This window comes from Pseudomonas sp. R1-43-08 (assembly GCF_003852255.1).
Lineage (GTDB): Bacteria > Pseudomonadota > Gammaproteobacteria > Pseudomonadales > Pseudomonadaceae > Aquipseudomonas.
Genome location: NZ_CP027734.1, coordinates 4,519,583 through 4,538,747, shown reverse-complemented (window position 1 = coordinate 4,538,747; position 19,165 = coordinate 4,519,583). Strand labels below are relative to the sequence as shown.

The window sequence follows — 19,165 nt, the reverse complement described above, 5'->3', positions numbered from 1 at the left end:
TGCCCATGAATGTGGTTGAGCTGATGAGCCAGTGGTCGTTCGGCGCGGTTGAGTGGCTGGTGATCGGCCTCGGTATCGTCGTGGCCTATATCGTTTTCGGTATCGCCGGATTTGGTACGGCGCTGGTGGCAGGGCCTGTGCTGATTCTGTTCATGCCGTTGTCGAAGATCATCCCACTGTTGGTCTTGTTGGATTTTGTCGCAGCCTTTGGTGGCCTGCTGCAAACACGTCGGGACGTGAGCAAACCGGAATTGCTGCGACTGCTGCCGTGCATGGCGATTGGTTGCACACTGGGCGTGGTGTTTCTGCTCAACCTGCATTCGGACTTGCTGCTGTTGTTGATGGGCCTGTTTATCAGCGCATACGCGATCTACAGCCTGGCGGTGAAGGCGCGGCCCACGCAGTTGGCGGCGGGCTGGTCGATTCCCATGGGCACGGTCGGCGGCTTGTTTGGGGCGTTGTTCGGCAGCGGCGGCTTTTTATATGCGATCTACCTGAACAGCCGTTTGCCCAAGGACGCGGCGCGGGCCACGCAAAGCGCGTTGATCAGTTGCAGCACGGTGGTGCGCCTGAGCCTGTTCCTGATCGCCGGCGTGTATGCCGATTTGCCGCTACTGATGTTGGCGGTGTGCCTGTTGCCGGCGATGGCCCTGGGGCTGTGGTGCGGGCGCCGGTTGACGATGCGCATGTCCCGTGAGGCGTTTGTGCGGTTGGTGACGTGGTTGGTGCTGGCCAGCGGGATTGCGTTGATTGGGCGGTATTTGAGTACTTGACCTGGGTGGAGCAGGGATTAAGCTGCCAGCCTTCAGGGCGCCATCGGGGGCCCCCTCCCACAGTTAGCTGTGTTCACAATTCAAATGTGGGAGGGGGCTTGCCCCCGATAGCGTCAGCAGCCACACCGCAGGACTCCCATGAACTCCCAAAGCATCCTTGTCCCGAAAATCTCCACCTTGCCCGTCCACGAGCCGCGCGCGCGGGCAATCGTGCGCTGGCTGGTGCGCAAGAACATCATCAAGGAAGAACTGACCACCTGCGGCCGTACCGGCAATCGCATGGCCTACGCCTTGGCCGATGGCGCCCGCGCAGTGGTGCTGCACCCGCAGGCGCTGCCGTTCAACGAACCGGTCAATGGCCTGGAAATCATCTACAAACGCTGCATCTATACGCCGGCCAAGGGTTTTCTTGAAGAAGCCGGCTGCCCGGAGTGCCGCAAGGAAGTCGGTGAAGCCCTGTTCGACAGCCTGGAAGACTGGATGCCCGGCCACACCGACAACTTCACCTGCCCGCTGTGTGGGCACGAAGACGACATCAACGGCTTCCTGTTCCTGCAGGAATGCGGGTTTTCCAACCTGGGCTTTATCTTCAACAATTGGGCAGAGGCGGGGTTCAAGCAAAGCTTTATCGACGAATTTGCCGATTGGCTGGACCAGAAGATCGCCTGGGTCAAGGTCGAGCTGTAGGTGATCGTTCCCACGCTCCGCGTGGAAATGCATCCTGTGACGCTCCGCGTCACCTCAACGGCCGGACGCAGAGCGTCCAAGGCGGCATTCCCACGCAGAGCGCGGGAACGATCAGGCGAAGCCAGATTTCTCCATCTATCACTATTCCCAAATATGTCAGAGTTTTACGTTGAGACCTGAGGGGTGTCTGAGTATAATGGCGCGCTTCCATTTTCCCGCTCGGGAGCCCCCGCGATGCTGCGTATCAGCCAAGAAGCTCTGACATTCGACGACATTCTCCTAGTGCCCGGTTATTCCGAGGTGCTTCCTAACGAAGTCAGTCTCAAGACCCGCCTAACCCGTGGCATCGAGCTGAATATTCCCCTGGTTTCCGCTGCCATGGACACCGTCACCGAAGCCCGTCTGGCCATCGCCATGGCTCAGGAAGGCGGCATCGGCATCATCCACAAGAACATGACCATCGAGCAGCAAGCTGCCGAAGTGCGCAAGGTCAAGCGTTACGAAGCCGGTGTGGTGAAAGACCCCATCACTATCGAAGCTGACGCCACCGTACGCGATCTGTTCGAACTGACCCGCCTGCACAACATCTCCGGCGTTCCGGTACTGCACGATGGCGACCTGGTCGGCATCGTTACGTCCCGTGACGTGCGTTTCGAGAACCGTCTTGAAGTCACCGTCCGCGAAGTGATGACGCCTAAAGAGCGTCTGGTCACGGTCAAGGAAGGCGCCGACAAGAACGATGTGCGTGAACTGCTGCACAAGCACCGCATCGAGCGCGTGCTGATCGTCGACGACAAATTCGCCCTCAAGGGCATGATGACCGTCAACGACATCGAAAAAGCCAAGGCCTACCCGCTGGCCAGCAAGGATGACCAAGGTCGTCTGCGCGTCGGCGCCGCCGTTGGTACCGGTAAAGACACCGGCGACCGCGTGTCGGCCCTGGTCGCAGCCGGCGTTGACGTGGTGGTGGTCGACACGGCTCACGGTCACTCCAAAGGCGTGATCGACCGCGTGCGCTGGGTCAAGCAGAACTTCCCTGACGTGCAGGTGATCGGCGGCAACATCGCCACCGGCGCTGCCGCCAAGGCCCTGGCCGAAGCCGGTGCTGACGCGGTCAAGGTCGGTATCGGCCCTGGCTCGATCTGCACCACGCGTATCGTCGCTGGTGTCGGCGTGCCGCAAATCAGCGCCATCGCCAACGTCGCCGCAGCCCTTGAAGGCACCGGCGTGCCGTTGATCGCCGACGGCGGCATCCGATTCTCCGGTGACCTGTCCAAGGCCATCGTTGCTGGTGCTTCCTGCGTGATGATGGGCTCGATGTTCGCCGGTACCGAAGAAGCGCCGGGCGAGATCGAACTGTTCCAGGGCCGTTCGTACAAGGCTTACCGTGGCATGGGTTCGCTGGGCGCCATGTCCCAGGCGCAAGGTTCGTCCGATCGCTACTTCCAGGATTCCTCGGCAGGCGCCGAGAAGCTCGTCCCGGAAGGTATCGAAGGCCGTGTGCCGTACAAAGGCACCCTGAGCGCGATCATCCATCAACTGATGGGCGGCCTGCGTTCCTCGATGGGCTACACCGGCAGCGCCGACATCGAAGAAATGCGCACCAAGCCAGAGTTCGTGCGGATCACCGGCGCCGGCATGGCTGAATCCCATGTCCACGACGTGCAGATCACCAAGGAAGCGCCAAACTACCGCGTAGGTTGAGGCTTCCAGCAAAACGTTAAGTAACCGGGGCTGTTCTTTCAGCCCCGAGTTGTTTCTGATTCATTAGACGAGACTGACTTCATGGCCCTCGACATTCACGCCCACCGCATCCTGATCCTCGACTTCGGTTCCCAGTACACCCAACTGATCGCCCGCCGCGTGCGTGAAATCGGCGTGTACTGCGAACTGCACCCGTTCGACATGGATGACGCCGCGATCCGCGAATTCGCACCCAAAGGCGTCATCCTCGCCGGTGGCCCCGAGTCCGTGCACGAAGCCAACAGCCCGCGCTGCCCGCAGGCGGTATTCGACCTGGGCGTGCCGGTCTTCGGCATTTGCTACGGCATGCAGACCATGGCCGAACAACTGGGCGGCAAGGTTGAAGGCTCCGAGCTGCGTGAATTCGGTTATGCGCGGGTTGACGTGGTCGGCAAGAGCCGCCTGTTGGACGGTATCGAAGACCACATCGACGCCGACGGCCTGTTCGGCCTCGACGTGTGGATGAGCCACGGTGACAAGGTCACCAAGATGCCGGAAGACTTCCACATCCTGGCCAGCACCCCGAGCTGCCCGATCGCCGGCATGTTCAGCGATGAGCGTCGCTACTACGGCGTGCAGTTCCACCCTGAAGTGACCCACACCAAGCAAGGCGGGCGCATCCTGTCGCGCTTCATCCTCGACATCTGTGAGTGTGAAGCCCTGTGGACGCCGTCGAAAATCGCTGAAGACGCCATCGCCCAGGTGCGCGCCCAGGTCGGTACCGACAACGTGCTGCTCGGCCTGTCCGGCGGTGTTGACTCCTCCGTGGTTGCTGCGCTGCTGCACAAAGCCATCGGCGACCAACTGACCTGCGTGTTCGTCGACAACGGCCTGCTGCGCTTGCACGAAGGCGAGCAAGTGATGGCCATGTTCGCCGAGAACATGGGCGTCAAGGTGATCCGTGCCAACGCCGAGGAGCAGTTCCTCAACAACCTGGCCGGCGAGTCCGACCCGGAGAAGAAGCGCAAGATCATCGGTCGCACCTTCATCGACGTCTTCGATGCCCAGGCCAAGCACCTGGACAACATCAAGTACCTCGCCCAAGGCACCATCTACCCCGACGTCATCGAGTCGGCCGGCGCCAAGAGCGGCAAGGCCCACGTGATCAAGTCCCACCACAACGTCGGTGGCCTGCCTGAGGAAATGAACCTCAAGCTGGTAGAACCGCTGCGTGAACTGTTCAAGGACGAAGTCCGCCGTCTGGGCCTGGAACTGGGCCTGCCGTACGACATGGTCTACCGCCACCCATTCCCAGGCCCGGGTCTGGGCGTGCGCATCCTCGGTGAAGTGAAGAAGGAATACGCCGACCTGCTGCGTCGCGCCGACCACATCTTCATCGAAGAACTGCGCAAGGCCGACTGGTACCACAAGGTCAGCCAGGCGTTCGTCGTGTTCCAACCGGTCAAATCCGTAGGCGTTGTAGGCGATGGCCGTCGTTACGCATGGGTCGTGGCCCTGCGTGCGGTGGAAACCATCGACTTCATGACCGCCCGTTGGGCACACCTGCCGTACGAACTGCTGGAAACCGTCAGCGGCCGTATCATCAACGAAATCGAAGGCATTTCACGCGTGACGTACGACGTGTCGAGCAAGCCGCCGGCGACGATTGAGTGGGAATAAACATTGGCCGACATGGCCAGCGTTGAGTGACTGAAAAACCTGGCCGAGGCCAGGTTTTTTATTGTCTGTCAGATGGGCAGCCGGCTTTGCAGGCTCATGCCCATGTTAGTGAGCGCACTGGACAGCTTTTCCAGCGTTGGGAAGTGCACGTTATGGACGGCAGCCCAGGCCGGCCGGTCGATGTAGACGCTGCCATCGGCCAGCCGATTGATGGGCGTGCTGACGATGCCCCTGTCTCTGCTGTGGTGTAGCAGGGTGTAGTTGCCCTGGCTTTCATCTATCAGGTACATGCCCTTGCGAAACAACAGCCGATGGTTTTGCTGCACGGTGCGCCGCACCAGAGGCGCCTCTACTTGTACTCGCAGGTCGGCATGGAAAGTGTCGAAGCTATCGCCGGTGCTTTCAAGCTGGGGCGCATTGTCGCGATCCATGGCGACACCGGGGTCCAGGCGTACATCGTGACCTTGCCCAGGCAGCACCTCTTCGACACGCAGCCCGATGCCGCCTTCAAGCTCACTGAGGCCGGCGAATCCATTGAAGGTGTTGATGTTTCTCGCACCCGTCAGTACCAGCCACTTACCGCCACCGTTAAGGGCTCTATCGGTTTGGATAAGGGTGTGGGCGAGGTAATTGCTCGTGACTTGTTCTGACAGGTCGGCGACAGGGTCGGGGTATTTGTAATGGGCTGCGCAGTCGATTGCCTGAACACGTATGCCGTTGTCCCTGGCGACCTTGACCAGTTCCAGTTCGTTGAATTGCCCGGACGGGTCAGTGCCCAATTGGCTCAGATGATTTTCCAGGTCCTCGGACATAACCCCTGTGCGGAAGTAGAGGTTCAAATCGTCTTGGGCGAAGTCATTGAGCAGGCGGCGCATGTACAGGGTTTTGACGCCCTTGCGCGCAAAGAGTGGCATCTTTTCGATGACCAGGCGGGTGCTGGCGACACGATCGAGGGTTTCGCCGATGACGTATCCGGGTATCTCGTCGGGCAGGCGCTCGAGGGCTTCATCAAGGGTGGCGGTGGGTTCAAAGGCAGGAATATTCGGGCGAGCCGGTAACCGGGTCCAGGGCAGTTCGTTGTAGAAGTCTTGCGCCAATTGCAGCAGTTTGCGGTGGGTTGCGCCGTAGTAGTGAGTGAAACGGTCGATGCGACCGAAACGGCTTTGAACGTGAGTTTCATTGAGCCCCATTGCCCAGCGTTTTACTTCCGGGCGCGTCGATGGCGGGGTATCGAATTGGGTGGTGACCCTGCGCACGTCGTCAGACGGCTGAGCCACAGGTTGCGGCGGTGTGTGGCGCGAGGGCGCCGCTTCCTTTGCCGCTTTACTGGAGTTGCCGCCACCGCCTTTGAGGCCCGTGCCGCCGGACACTCGCTCCCATTCATTGAACTCATTCAGGCGCACCGGCAGTGATCCGGAAAAACCATGAGGGTTGTTCGGGTCGACGATGGCCCAATAACCACGGCCATTGGGATCGCCTTCATAACGTACGTAATAGGCCTGATCGTCCAGCAGGATGGCGTGCTGGGGCATGCCGCCTGTGGACCTGAGGGAATAAATCTGCTGAAACTTTCCGGGGGCGGTATCCAGGGTTTCGCCTTCCAGTATCAGGTTGGTCTGGTAGGCGGCGGGAACCGTAGGTTCGGGTATCGGCGGTGGCGCAGGGCGTTCTGTGGGAGGCGGGGTTTCAGCCGCCAGGGTTTCGGTCGCTTCGGCGATATCCGGCATGACCCCGTCGGCTTTCAGCAGTGCCAGGTTGAACAGGGTGTCGATGGCGCTGAGTATCGCGCCCAGCGCCCCGGCGCGGCGTTCGGCGAGGGTTTTACCGTTGATGGCCTGGTCGATATTCAGGCCGAGATTCGCCACGCTGGCCCCCACGACCACCAAGGCCACCGGCCAGCCCGCCACCGCCATCGGGCCGAAGGTTTTGCCAAAGGCATTCAGATAACCGATCCACAGTTTCTTGCGCAGGTCGCCGTTGCTGCGCAGCGAGAAGTCCGCATCGTTGTGCATGCGTGCCTGGCTCGATTGTGCCAGCCAGGTAAACGCATCGCCTTCAATCGTCTGGTCGGTCTGGTTGATCAGATGGTGATTCCAGGTGCCCCAGTCGATAAACAGCTGGTCGAGTTGGTGGTACAGGCCCTTGTCCACCCAGTCCGGCGGCAGGGTACCCGTCAGAGCCTGGGCGGTGCGATAGATCAATACGGGGGTGAGCAGCATCTGCTTCCACGTCACGGCGTCGGTGTCGTCCTGCTGGACTTGGGCTGACAGCGGGAAGTGGGCCATGAACCGGGCGCGGTTGTCCGGATGATTGGTCTGGTTCAGCAGCCAGAAATGCAGGTCGGCGGGTGTCTCGCAACAATGGAAAGCCTGGGCGTCGCCGGGGACGTAGAGGATTTGCCGGCCAGCGTGGTCGACGATACGCAGGATGTCCGTGGCGATATGCCCACCGATATCCAGCGCCGCCACACGCAGCCCATCCACCGTAGGTGACTCGGCGTGCAGATTGGACAGGGTCGGGGGCCAGGGCAAGTTGCTGGCCAAGGCCTGGAGGACCGTTTGCAGCTGGGGCTCGGTGAGGTGCCCGGCCTGGCGGGCTTGCAGCGCCTGGGCCAGGCAGTTGACCTTGGCCAGGGTGCGGAAGTCGTCGAAGTGGGCGCTCCAGAAGTCCTCCATGCGGGTGGTGTAGCGATCACAGAAGTTGATCGCCCAGAAATCGTCGAGCACTGTTCGGGCCGATAGCCGCACTTCGTTGTGGTGATCGAACAGCCGCGCCTCGGGCCCGTCGAGATAGAAGCCACCGTCGCCGTCGAGCAGGTCGGCATTGTCCTGGTCATGCACATTGAAGCGGTGAATGACCAACTGCGTCAGCGTCATCGACTCCTGCGGTTTTTCGTTATGGCTCCAACCGGTATAAGTCGCCGGGTCACTGTAGCCGCCGTTGAAGCGGTGCCAGTACACATGATCGGGGTCCAGATCCGCCAGGCCATGTTTGGTGAGAATCTCACGGGCGGTTTCGATGGCCATCGTCTGCATATTCGGGTAGGCATCCAGCACCACGGGAGCCAGGGCCTTGAGTTGTTGCTGGGCGGCGGGGGACGTGTCGGTAAGCGGCATGCTGCTCTCCTTGAGGGGGGAGAGCCGAGCATGCCAAGCGCTTCAGAAGGGCGGCGGGTAGATAATTATCGCCTGGCGATATCGCAGAAGTAGAACTTATCCAGGGTGTGTCGTGATTCGGTGTACTCGAACTGCCGGCCATCCTGCAAAAACGTCTGGTTACTCACCACGATCACATGGCTTTGGCCATCGAGGTCTAAATGTGCCTGGTCGTCCTTGCTGCGAGGCACGGCTTCGATGGCCGTTGGCGTCGTGGCTCTTTAGGAGCGAGCTTGCTCGCGAAAAAACTGAGAGCGCCGCGTTAAACCAGTATTGCTGCGTAATCGTTAACGCGAGCAAGCTCGCTTCTACAGAAGCCAAACCAATATTTTTATTGATCATTCTCACACGCTGCCTGGGAACGATCATCAGAGCTGCGGGGTGTCTTCCGGCGGCTTGGTCTTATCCACACCCGGCACATGCAAATTGCCTTCGACCACCTGGTTACCTTCCAACTGCGGCTGGGTCACCCAGGTCAGGATGTCGTAGTAGCGCCGGATGTTCGCCACAAAATGCACCGGTTCGCCGCCCCTGGCATAACCGTAGCGCGTCTTGCTGTACCACTGCTTCTGCGACAGGCGCGGTAGCATTTTCTTCACGTCCAGCCACTTGTTCGGGTTCAGGCCTTCCTTCTTCGCCAGCAGCCGCGCGTCGTCCAGGTGGCCGGTGCCGACGTTGTAGGCGGCGAGGGCAAACCAGGTGCGGTCGGGCTCGGCGATCTTGTCGTCCAGTTCGTCCTTGATCTTGGCCAGGTACTTGGCGCCGCCCATGATGCTTTGCCTGGCATCCAGGCGGTTGGACACGCCCATCGCCTGGGCGGTGTTCTGGGTCAGCATCATCAAGCCGCGCACGCCGGTCTTGGAGGTGACTGCCGGTTGCCACAGCGATTCCTGATAGCCGATGGCCGCCAATAATCGCCAGTCGACCTTTTCTTCCTTGGCGTAGGCGCGAAAGTGCTTCTCGTACTTGGGCAGGCGCTGCTGCAGATGCTGGGCGAAGGTATAGGCGCCGACGTAGCCGAGTACATCGACGTGCCCGTAATAGCGATCTTTCAGACGCTGGAGGGTGCCGTTCTTCTCGACCTTGTCCAGGTAACTATTGATTTCGTTGAGCAGGCTGTTGTCTTCACCAGCGGCCACGGCCCAGCTCTGGTTGCTGGCGTTGCCCAGGTCGAACGCCACCCGCACGTTGGGAAAGTACACCTGGTTCATGGCGACTTCGTTAGAGTCCACCAGGGTCAGGTCGATTTGCCCTTCGTCGACCATGCGCAGCAGGTCGACCACCTCGACGGCGTCGGACTCTTCGTATTCGATGGCAGGATTCTGCTTTTTCAGCGCCGCCAACTGCTCGGCGTGGGTGCTGCCCTTGAGCACCATGATCTTCTTGCCGACCAGGTCCGCCGCGTTGGTGGGCCGCGACTGGCCGTTGCGGTAGATGATCTGCGGTGTGACTTCGAGGTACGGGTGAGAGAAGCGCACCTGTTGCTGGCGCTGTTCGCTGCTGACCAGGCCGGCGGCGGCCAGCACCGGGCCGTTGGGCTTGCCCAGCTGGCCGAACAGGTCATCCAGATTGTCGGCGGTTTCGATTTTAAGCGTAACGCCCAGGTCATCGGCAAAGCGCTTGACCAGCTCATATTCGAAACCGGTTTCACCGTTGCGGTCCTGGAAATACGTCGCCGGGCTGTTCCGGGTAACCACCCGCAATACGCCATCCTCCTTGATTCGCTCGAGCGTGCTGGGTTTATCAACACAGGCGCTGAGCATCAGGAAGAGTCCGGTGGCGATGAGCCATTTGGCGCATCGCGGGCGCAAAACAGTTGGGGAGAACATCTGCGCAGTATACGCAAACGGCCCACGGCGCCATATCTCGACAGCGGTGGACTTGTCTGCTAGCGCCGCCAAAACTGTGCTGCAGCCCGCAGAAACGTGGCTTGGCGCCCGATTGTGACGGTTAAAATATCTGCGCCCGGTGCCGTGGATCACCCCAGGGCCCCGTGCAAACCGTGCCAACTGACGTTCGGCAGCGGCCACCGGTAGCGTTTCGGGTGCCGTTGGCGAAGGTTTACGCTAGAATGCACGGCCTCAAAGCACACCCCTTCCCGAGGCTGTCCCGAAGATGTTGATCCTGCGCGGCGCTCCTGCCCTTTCTGCCTTTCGCCACAGCAAACTCCTCAAGCAACTGAGCCAGAAGGTTCCAGCTGTTACAGGCTTGTATGCTGAATTTGCTCACTTCGCCGACGTAGCCGGCGTCTTGACCGCCGACGAACAGCAAGTGCTCGCACGCCTTCTGAAGTACGGCCCCAGCGTTCCCGTTCAAGAGCCGACCGGCCGCTTGTTCCTGGTTCTGCCACGGTTCGGCACCATCTCGCCCTGGTCGAGCAAGGCCAGCGACATCGCCCGTAACTGCGGCCTCTCGAGCATCCAGCGCCTGGAGCGTGGTATCGCGTTCTACGTTGCCGGCCAGTTCAGCGACGCCGAGGCCGAGCTGATCGCCGGCAGCCTGCACGACCGCATGACCCAGATCATCGTCAGCCAGCTGGAACAGGCTGCCGGCCTGTTCAGCCACGCCGAACCCAAGCCGCTGACCGCGATTGACGTGCTGGGCGGTGGCCGCGCCGCCCTCGAGAAGGCCAACACCGAATTGGGCCTGGCCCTGGCCGAAGACGAGATCGACTACCTGGTCAACGCGTTCATCGGCTTGAAGCGCAACCCGCACGACATCGAGCTGATGATGTTTGCGCAGGCCAACTCCGAGCATTGCCGTCACAAGATCTTCAACGCCAGTTGGGACATCGACGGCGAAAGCCAGGAAAAAAGCCTGTTCGGCATGATCAAGAACACCTACGTGATGCACAGCGAAGGGGTTCTGTCGGCTTATAAGGACAACGCCTCGGTGATCGTCGGCTCCGTCGCCGGCCGCTTCTTCCCGGACCCTGAAACCCGCCAGTACGGCGCGGTGCAGGAACCGGTGCATATCCTGATGAAGGTCGAGACCCACAACCACCCGACCGCGATTGCCCCGTTCCCCGGCGCAGCCACCGGTTCCGGCGGCGAGATCCGTGACGAAGGCGCTACCGGCCGTGGCGCCAAGCCCAAGGCGGGCCTCACCGGTTTCACCGTGTCCAACCTGCAGATCCCGGGCTTCGAACAGCCGTGGGAAGTGCCGTACGGCAAACCCGAGCGCATCGTCACCGCGCTCGACATCATGATCGAAGGCCCGCTCGGCGGCGCCGCGTTCAACAACGAATTCGGGCGCCCGGCATTGACCGGCTACTTCCGCACCTTCGAGCAGTCCATCACCACCCCTCGCGGCGATGAAGTGCGCGGCTACCACAAGCCGATCATGTTGGCCGGTGGCATGGGCAACATCCGTGAAGAACACGTCAAGAAAGGCGAGATCCTGGTCGGCTCCAAGCTGATTGTGCTCGGCGGCCCGGCGATGCTGATCGGCCTGGGCGGCGGCGCGGCTTCCTCCATGGCCACCGGCACCAGCTCGGCCGACCTCGACTTCGCCTCGGTACAGCGCGAAAACCCGGAGATGGAGCGTCGCTGCCAGGAAGTCATCGACCGTTGCTGGCAGTTGGGTGACAAGAACCCGATCAGCTTCATCCACGACGTCGGTGCCGGTGGCTTGTCCAACGCGTTCCCGGAACTGGTCAACGATGGCGAGCGCGGTGGCCGTTTCGAACTGCGCAACATTCCAAACGACGAGCCGGGCATGGCCCCGCACGAAATCTGGAGCAACGAATCCCAGGAACGTTACGTACTGGCGGTCGGCCCTGAAGACTTTGCGCGCTTCCAGGCCATCTGCGAGCGCGAGCGCTGCCCGTTTGCCGTGGTCGGCGAAGCCACTGCCGAGCCGCAGCTGACGGTGACCGACAGCCACTTCGGCAACAGCCCGGTGGACATGCCGCTGGAAGTGCTGCTGGGCAAAGCCCCGCGCATGCACCGTTCGGCGGTACGTGAAGCCGAGCTGGGCGATGATTTCGACCCAAGCGCCCTGGAACTGGCCGACAGCATCGAACGCGTGCTGCACCACCCGGCCGTGGCGAGCAAAAGCTTCCTGATCACCATCGGCGACCGCACCATCACCGGCCTGGTGGCCCGTGACCAAATGGTCGGCCCGTGGCAGGTACCGGTGGCCGACGTTGCCGTCACCGCCACCAGCTTCGACGTCTACACCGGTGAAGCCATGGCCATGGGCGAACGCACACCGCTGGCCTTGCTGGACGCGCCGGCGTCGGGCCGCATGGCCATCGGCGAAACCCTCACTAACATTGCGGCCTCGCGCATCGGCAAGCTGTCCGACATCAAGCTGTCGGCCAACTGGATGTCCGCTGCCGGCCACCCCGGTGAAGACGCGCGCCTGTACGACACCGTCAAGGCCGTCGGCATGGAGCTGTGCCCTGAACTGGGGATCACCATTCCGGTGGGCAAGGACTCCATGTCCATGGCCACTCGCTGGAATGAAGACGGCACCGACAAGAGCGTCACCTCGCCGCTGTCGCTGATCGTTACCGGGTTCGCACCGGTCACCGATATTCGCCAGACCCTGACCCCGCAACTGCGCATGGACAAGGGCACCACCGACCTGATCCTGATCGACCTGGGCCGTGGCCAGAACCGCATGGGCGCCTCGATCCTGGCGCAGACCCACGGCAAGCTCGGCAAGCACGCGCCGGATGTCGACGACGCTGAAGACCTGAAAGCCTTCTTCGCCGTGATCCAGGGCCTCAACGCCGACGGCCACCTGCTGGCTTACCACGACCGTTCCGACGGCGGCTTGCTGACCAGCGTGGTCGAGATGGCGTTTGCCGGTCACTGCGGCCTGAACATCGTGCTCGACAGCGTTGCCGAGGATGCTGCCGAAATCAACGGCATCCTGTTCAACGAAGAGCTGGGTGCGGTGATCCAGGTGCGTCAGGACGCGACTCCAGACGTTCTTGCACAGTTCAGCGCCGCTGGCCTGGCAGAGTGCGTGGCGGTGATCGGTCAGCCGATCAACAACGGCGAAGTGAATATCTCGTTCAACGGTGACACGGTCTTTACCGGCCAGCGCCGCCTGCTGCAACGCCAGTGGGCCGAGACCAGCTACCAGATCCAGCGCCTGCGCGACAACGCCGACTGCGCCGAGCAGGAATTCGACGTGATCCTGGAAGAAGACAACCCGGGCCTGAGCACCATGCTCAGCTTCGACGTCAACCAGGACATCGCCGCGCCCTACATCAAGAAAGGCATTCGCCCACAGGTTGCCGTACTGCGCGAGCAGGGCGTCAACGGCCAGGTGGAAATGGCGGCGGCGTTCGACCGTGCCGGCTTCAATGCGATCGACGTGCACATGAGCGACATCCTCGCCGGTCGCGTTGACCTCAATGAGTTCAAAGGTCTGGTGGCCTGCGGTGGTTTCTCCTACGGCGACGTGTTGGGTGCCGGTGAGGGCTGGGCCAAGTCTGCCCTGTTCAACAGCCGTGCCCGCGATGCGTTCCAGGGTTTCTTCGAGCGCAACGACAGCTTCACCCTGGGTGTGTGCAACGGTTGCCAGATGATGTCCAACCTCAGCGAACTGATCCCGGGCAGCGAGTTCTGGCCGCACTTTGTGCGTAACCGTTCCGAGCAGTTCGAAGCCCGTGTCGCCATGGTGCAGGTGCAGGAGTCCAACTCGATCTTCCTGCAAGGCATGGCCGGTTCGCGCATGCCGATCGCCATCGCCCACGGTGAAGGCCATGCCGAGTTCGCCAGCGAAGAAGCCCTGCTCGAAGCCGACCTGTCCGGCACCGTGGCCCTGCGTTTCGTCGACAACCACGGCAAGGTCACCGAGAACTACCCGGCCAACCCGAACGGCTCGCCGCGCGGGATCACCGGCCTCACCAGCCGCGACGGCCGCGTGACCATCATGATGCCGCACCCGGAGCGCGTATTCCGCGCCGTGCAGAACTCGTGGCGCCCGGAAGAGTGGAACGAAGACGGCGCCTGGATGCGCATGTTCCGTAACGCTCGCGTGTGGGTGAACTAAGGCGGTGTACAAGCTTGCCTTCTTTGTGCCCGACAGCCATGTGGAGACGGTGAAAACCGCCGTCTTCGCCGCCGGCGGCGGGCGCATCGGCACCTACGACAGCTGCGCCTGGCAGGTGCTGGGCCGCGGCCAGTTCCGGCCAATGGACGGCAGCCAGCCGTTTATCGGTCAGGTCGGGCAGGTTGAAGTGGTCCAGGAATGGAAAGTTGAATTGGTAGTGGCGGATGAGCTGATCGTGGCGGTAGTGGCCGCGTTGAAGCTCAACCATCCCTATGAAACACCCGCGTATGAGGTGTGGCAGTTGGCGGATTTTTGATCCGGTAGCTGTAAAAACAAAAAACCACTGGCCTGATTGGCCAGTGGTTTTTTATTAGGCGTCATTTACCAATAGTCCTTCCTCCCGTGGCGCTTGATTGAACGAGTGACGCTCAGAAACAGCGGTTCGGCCAGCCTGGGGCTGATACGGCTGTAGTAGATTGGGAGTATGTTCTCCTTCGGTTGCACGGCCAGGCTAGCAAAGCTCAGGTAGCGCTGTTCCGGCAATTTCAGATGGGCGGCGTTGAACTGAGGGTTGGCGGTATCAGCCGCTGAATAGTGGAAGTGAGCATAGGCCAGCACCTGCCGGTTTTTTTTATGAATCACATACTCTTGCAAGTAGTCGTTTTCTGACTTGAGTTTGACCCGTCCTTCTATAAGGGAAATGTCGATTTCCCCTTGAGCCTTCAAGTATTCAATCCCCGCTTCGTTAGGTAGATTGCGCTCGATGATGGCAACTCGAAGCAATCGACCTTGCTCCCGCAGGCCGGTGGCATCCTGGGTCAGCTTATCGACCAGCTGTTCGTCGGCCGCTTTTTTTCTTGCAGGATCTTGCGCCCAGATGTCACGAATTTTCCCTGCCACCTCATCCATTGCGTCGGCCAGGCGAGCCAGGTGTGCCTCGGTACTGTTCGGTGTTTTGGATTTCAGTGATTCTTTTTGCTCTCGACTTATCGTGGAGGGGCCCTTGGACAGCAAATCTCTTGCGTCAGCCAGCAGTTTTTTCAGCGACCGAGCGGGTCTGAAGGACGGTTTTTTGGGCACGATATTCTCCTCCCACTCCTCCGTCGTAGCGTTCTTGCGAAAACTGATCACCGGCTGGTTATCGACAGGTCCGATAACATCCATGATTTCTACGCCCAACTCCGGGGTGCGCTCGCGCTCCTGGCCGACCCAGACCCGCTGTTTGCGGTCACGTATCACTCGCTTGCCCGGGCTCAGGCTCGGAGTGGGTGTCGGTTGCCGTTCAGGGATGTGCGATTGCTCACTGATGGCTAAGGCCAGATTCTGTTCCGCCATCTGCCTTACTTTGTCGATCTGGCGCCAGAGCCCCATTAAATGCTCAGGGTCTATCAGTCCTGATTGGGCCTGCTTATAGTAAATCAGCCAGGACTGGGTATCCGTGTACTCATGAATGAGTTTTTCAAGCCCGCTAATCCGTAGCTCAGGCGAGACGAGGCCAGGGGCTTGCACGTACTTTTGCGACGCGGTGGCCAGCATCACGCTGTCACATAACTGCTTGAGGTGCACAAAGTCATCAAACTCCTCGGGCAGCGGCGGCCGCCTCAAAATCAGGCTCTTGTACACGTCCAATTGTGCGAACATCCAGTCAAGCGGTGCTGCCTGTACTGGATCCTGTGCCAACGTGCTGCGTGACAGATCAAACCCGGGGACGGACATCAGCTGCTGCAGGTTGTTTTTTTCCAGCGTGCTCAACTCAATCAGTCGGTCGTTAAAACCCGCAACCTTGCCCAGGTAGTCCTGTATGTTTTTATGAGCCGCCTGGGCGGTGCCCTCGTCGGTCTCATCGAGTTGTTCCAGCCACTGATTCTGAACGGCTTTCGACGGAGCAGCGTCGTGGCGCTCCTGAATGACTACAGCCATTTGATGTCGCAGGTTGTCTACCAGGGCTTCCTGTTGCTGTATCAGTTCCTGCTCGAATCCGGGGAGGGGCTGGTTGTGGTTTTTTGCGTACAGCAGATCCAACTTCTCGAATTGAAAACGCATCTGTTCCTCGAGCTTGCTGACGAGGCTTGCCCTGATTGCCGGCCGTTGCTGTATGGAAAGCGCGGGGTTTTCATCGAGTGTGGAGGCTATCTGCACGGCCCGTTCAGCCGTCATCAACCGGGCTGTCACATCGTGGTATTTGTTTTGCAGCTCTTGATTGTAGTGCTGGATTTGCGCTCGCCGGGCCGCCACTGTTTTTTTCGGCCCAGCGCCGCGCAAGCGCATTTGCAAATCAATGGTCCACACCCCCCTGTTATTGCGCCTGATCCAAGGGCCCCAGCGTCCCGGTTGTTTGAGGTCGACCACTCGTAAACACCCCTCGAACTTCTTGACGGCGTACAGTGCCCCTTGAAGGACTGCGAGATGATGCGGCTCAGCTCCGGTAACGGGTCTGCTGACCAGACCTCTCAGTGGCCCGGTTCTTTCAACGTTTTTGAGAATGTCCGGCGACTGTTCACCCGCAGCCGGTCGCCACTTGAAGGTTTCCAATGCTGTTTTCAGCCTCCCCGTCGGTTGACCGGATGGATCGGACCAGGACAAATTCATTTCTGTTATGTCTGCATGCAGACGCTGCCACGCAATTGTCGATGGAGTTTTTTTATGAAGCACGGGCGGACTGAAGTCGCTTTCTATAAGTCTGGGCCTGATGGGCATTTTTGCGGGATTCACCGCCAGGCGCTCGTCCAGCGTCAGTGCATGATTGAGCAGCAACGCCGATACACTGGAGAGCAGCTCTGCCAGTGCATCGGCCCGGGCTGTTGGATCAGCCTCTTGCGGTAATCTCACGTACGTGTGCAGGCTGCTCAGCAATGTGTACAGCCATCCAGCCGTCGCCACCAGGCCCCTTATCAGCGGTAAAAAGGCGCCGAACACCTGCCATAGATCATTCGTGAAGAGTGTCCAGCGCAACGCTTCATTGGAGGTCGACTGTTTTTCCGCGCGCTGCCACAGGCTCCTGGCGTTTTCATCAAATACGCTGGCCAGGAAATCCCCCGACACGGGTGTATCACTGAGCAATACCGGGCTGGGGGTATATAACGGCTCATGTTCATCGCCTTGCAGAAAGCGCTGGGTGTGGGGCTGCATAAACCCGCCGTTATGGAACAACGCTCGATCTTGCTCGGAGAAGCTCTCCAATACCGCCCCTTGTAATGTGCTATCGCCTTGAGCAATTGCCTGGAGCAGTGCTTCCCGGCTGGGAAATTGGCGCAGGGCTTCAGTGTGGCCAGGGCGATAGAGAATATGCGGCAGCGTGCTGTTGTCACGGGGGCCAATCACAAACATATTGCCGGCCCTGTGTGCAGCACTTCCCTCGTAGGTCAGGAATGCCAGGGGGCGCGCGACGATGGCTTCTCCGTCGATCTGACGCTGTGCCGGTTCATCCGCCAGCAGCGCCCGGACTACCTGAAAGCCGGAAAACGTGACGCCTTGCCGCTTGCTGAGGCAATACTCCAGCGCCTGCAAGGGCAACTGGACGGTCATCTGGTCGATAAACAACCGCCGGCGCCGACCGGACTCGACAGCGTTCAGAATCAAGCGATCCTTGAGGAGCGCCGGATAGTGCCGGCCTACATTGACGGTTTCGATCAGTTTCTTGAGGTAGGTCGGCTTGATCCACCAATCGGGTACGTAACCGGGTTCTGCCTGATTGCTGATCTCTACACGGGCATAGGGCGTGGCGAAAGGGTTTTCCAGCGCAGATTGCGTCAGGGTCAGAACGGTTTGCTGCGTCCAGCCCACCGTGCCACCCTGGGTTCGGGTAAAGGTCAGCCGGTAGTCGTCCGGGTTAATGAGTACTTCCTGTGGATAATCCAGCGCCATCTGGCGTTGCAGGGCCTTGCGGGCATACACATCAATCGGGTCAAGCCCATCCATGAATCCGGCCCCGGCTGTGCGTTGTTGCACCTGAGTCAGTCGGGAAAGCAACTGACCATAGGTGAGGCGATCAGCGGTCGAGGCGGTCTGCAACCAGAGAGGTAGTTGCTCCTCATTGATCAACGGGGTGTTGCGGTCGGGATCGAACCAGGCCAGTGGGTCGGTGAGGTCCTTGAACAGTTGCTCATAGTCGGCGATTTCGGCGTATTGCGACCAGTCGATGCGGGCCAAGTCCCTGAGTTGTTTTTCCAACAGGCTTTGCGCCAGGTAATCGAAGGGGTTGCTATCAATCTCCTTGAGGACCCACTGGATCGACAGCCCCGGGGTGTACTCGCTCATATAGCGGGGTAACAAGGCGCCCACATCCGCCAACTGATCGAGTTTCAACAGCTGAATGGGCGGGATGTAGACGAGGACAACCTCCTGCTGGTTTACCTGTCGGCGCAGTACCAGCAGGGGAGGCCACTGGCCGGGTTGTCCTTCACTGGCGGCATACACCTGATAGAACCGCAGCCCGTTATTGTCCCACGTAGTTCCTGTGCGGTTTGCCTGACGTGTGACGTACGCCTCGTCCCCCAACAGCATCTCCCGCTCTAACGAGTTTAACGGCGGATTCTGCCGTGCCCGCTGTAAACCCAAGTGCAGATGATTGCTTACGGCCCGCCAGCGTGTCAGTGAGGCATTCGCGGGCACTGCACTGTTCCAATACGCTACCAAATGGGAAGTAAACGCCTTTCCCAACTCGGGTGCCAAGGTGTTGAGCATGAGTTCGATGTCATCGATCGACACGGCTTCGGTCCCCGTCGTTGACACCGGTCCCGAGGTTGTCGAACTGGCCAGCAAACGATGGTGCCCAGGCGTGTAATTCAACGGCTCTCGACTCATGCAGCGCCGAATCAGGGCACCACTCAAGGTTTGAAGCTGACTGAAGCCTGGTCCCGCGCCCTCCCGTTGCACCCCCACCCACAGGTCGCTGGCTTGTAACGAGTTGCCCATCGCCCAGTCCTTGATCCACTCCTGGAGCAATGACTGAGCCACCGCCGTCAGCCGCGGTCGGGCGGCAAATAATGGTGATAGATAGTCGCGTGATGCGCTGGCCTGTTGAATCGCTGGAGAGAGTTCTAACGTAGTGCGCATGCCAATCTTCCCTGTTGGTTGATGCGTCTAACGTAGACGGGCGGATAGCGCATCGAGCGGTAGATAGATACTCGGCAAAGGCGCAGATGGCGGATATTTGTAGGGTCGATGTTGCCGACG

General features: G+C 60.3%; 9 protein-coding genes and 1 pseudogene. 6 read left to right on the top strand and 4 right to left on the bottom strand.

Annotated features, from left to right (window positions below):
- The first annotated feature begins 5 nt into the window (after positions 1-5).
- The 4 genes from C4J87_RS20755 to guaA all read left to right on the top strand — a co-directional run bounded on the left by C4J87_RS20755 (position 6) and on the right by guaA (position 4,823).
- On the top strand, positions 6-773 hold the full coding sequence (locus C4J87_RS20755; RefSeq protein WP_124368248.1) for a sulfite exporter TauE/SafE family protein: 768 nt from the start codon (positions 6-8) through the stop codon (positions 771-773).
- A gap of 138 nt (positions 774-911) precedes the next feature.
- Complete coding sequence (locus C4J87_RS20750) at positions 912-1,460, top strand: sugar ABC transporter ATPase (RefSeq protein ID WP_124364282.1); 549 nt, start codon at positions 912-914, stop codon at positions 1,458-1,460.
- 234 nt (positions 1,461-1,694) lie between these two features.
- Positions 1,695-3,164, top strand: a complete 1,470-nt coding sequence (gene guaB / locus C4J87_RS20745) for an IMP dehydrogenase (RefSeq protein WP_015885726.1) — start codon at positions 1,695-1,697, stop codon at positions 3,162-3,164.
- 81 nt (positions 3,165-3,245) lie between these two features.
- The gene (guaA, locus tag C4J87_RS20740) at positions 3,246-4,823 is read left to right on the top strand and encodes a glutamine-hydrolyzing GMP synthase (protein WP_124368247.1); all 1,578 of its coding nucleotides are present in this window, start codon (positions 3,246-3,248) and stop codon (positions 4,821-4,823) included.
- A gap of 68 nt (positions 4,824-4,891) precedes the next feature.
- Here guaA and C4J87_RS20735 read toward each other — a convergent pair whose 3' ends face one another.
- From C4J87_RS20735 to mltF, 3 genes and pseudogenes are all read right to left on the bottom strand, one after another.
- Complete coding sequence (locus tag C4J87_RS20735) at positions 4,892-7,939, bottom strand: membrane-targeted effector domain-containing toxin (protein ID WP_124368246.1); 3,048 nt, start codon at positions 7,937-7,939, stop codon at positions 4,892-4,894.
- Positions 7,940-8,004: 65 nt separating this feature from the next.
- Positions 8,005-8,178 (bottom strand): annotated as a pseudogene (locus tag C4J87_RS20730) (UTRA domain-containing protein); the annotation flags it as partial.
- 168 nt (positions 8,179-8,346) lie between these two features.
- On the bottom strand, positions 8,347-9,807 hold the full coding sequence (mltF, locus tag C4J87_RS20725) for a membrane-bound lytic murein transglycosylase MltF (protein WP_124369020.1): 1,461 nt from the start codon (positions 9,805-9,807) through the stop codon (positions 8,347-8,349).
- Between the two features lie 286 nt (positions 9,808-10,093).
- Here mltF and purL point away from each other — a divergent pair, with 286 nt between their 5' ends.
- Complete coding sequence (purL, locus tag C4J87_RS20720; RefSeq protein ID WP_124368245.1) at positions 10,094-13,990, top strand: phosphoribosylformylglycinamidine synthase; 3,897 nt, start codon at positions 10,094-10,096, stop codon at positions 13,988-13,990.
- 4 nt (positions 13,991-13,994) lie between these two features.
- Positions 13,995-14,306: a YqfO family protein gene (locus C4J87_RS20715; protein WP_124368244.1), complete on the top strand. Its 312-nt coding sequence runs from the start codon at positions 13,995-13,997 to the stop codon at positions 14,304-14,306.
- 65 nt (positions 14,307-14,371) lie between these two features.
- Here the strand turns inward: C4J87_RS20715 and C4J87_RS20710 are convergent, their stop codons facing one another.
- Positions 14,372-19,045: a dermonecrotic toxin domain-containing protein gene (locus tag C4J87_RS20710; RefSeq protein ID WP_124368243.1), complete on the bottom strand. Its 4,674-nt coding sequence runs from the start codon at positions 19,043-19,045 to the stop codon at positions 14,372-14,374.
- Positions 19,046-19,165: the final 120 nt, after the last annotated feature.

Coding starts and splice junctions, on each gene's coding strand:
- C4J87_RS20755 (WP_124368248.1), top strand. CDS start 6: ATGAATGTGGTTGAGCTGATGAGCCAGTGGTCGTTCGGCGCGGTTGAG.
- guaB (WP_015885726.1), top strand. CDS start 1,695: ATGCTGCGTATCAGCCAAGAAGCTCTGACATTCGACGACATTCTCCTA.
- mltF (WP_124369020.1), bottom strand. CDS start 9,807: ATGTTCTCCCCAACTGTTTTGCGCCCGCGATGCGCCAAATGGCTCATC.
- C4J87_RS20750 (WP_124364282.1), top strand. CDS start 912: ATGAACTCCCAAAGCATCCTTGTCCCGAAAATCTCCACCTTGCCCGTC.
- guaA (WP_124368247.1), top strand. CDS start 3,246: ATGGCCCTCGACATTCACGCCCACCGCATCCTGATCCTCGACTTCGGT.
- purL (WP_124368245.1), top strand. CDS start 10,094: ATGTTGATCCTGCGCGGCGCTCCTGCCCTTTCTGCCTTTCGCCACAGC.
- C4J87_RS20710 (WP_124368243.1), bottom strand. CDS start 19,045: ATGCGCACTACGTTAGAACTCTCTCCAGCGATTCAACAGGCCAGCGCA.
- C4J87_RS20735 (WP_124368246.1), bottom strand. CDS start 7,939: ATGCCGCTTACCGACACGTCCCCCGCCGCCCAGCAACAACTCAAGGCC.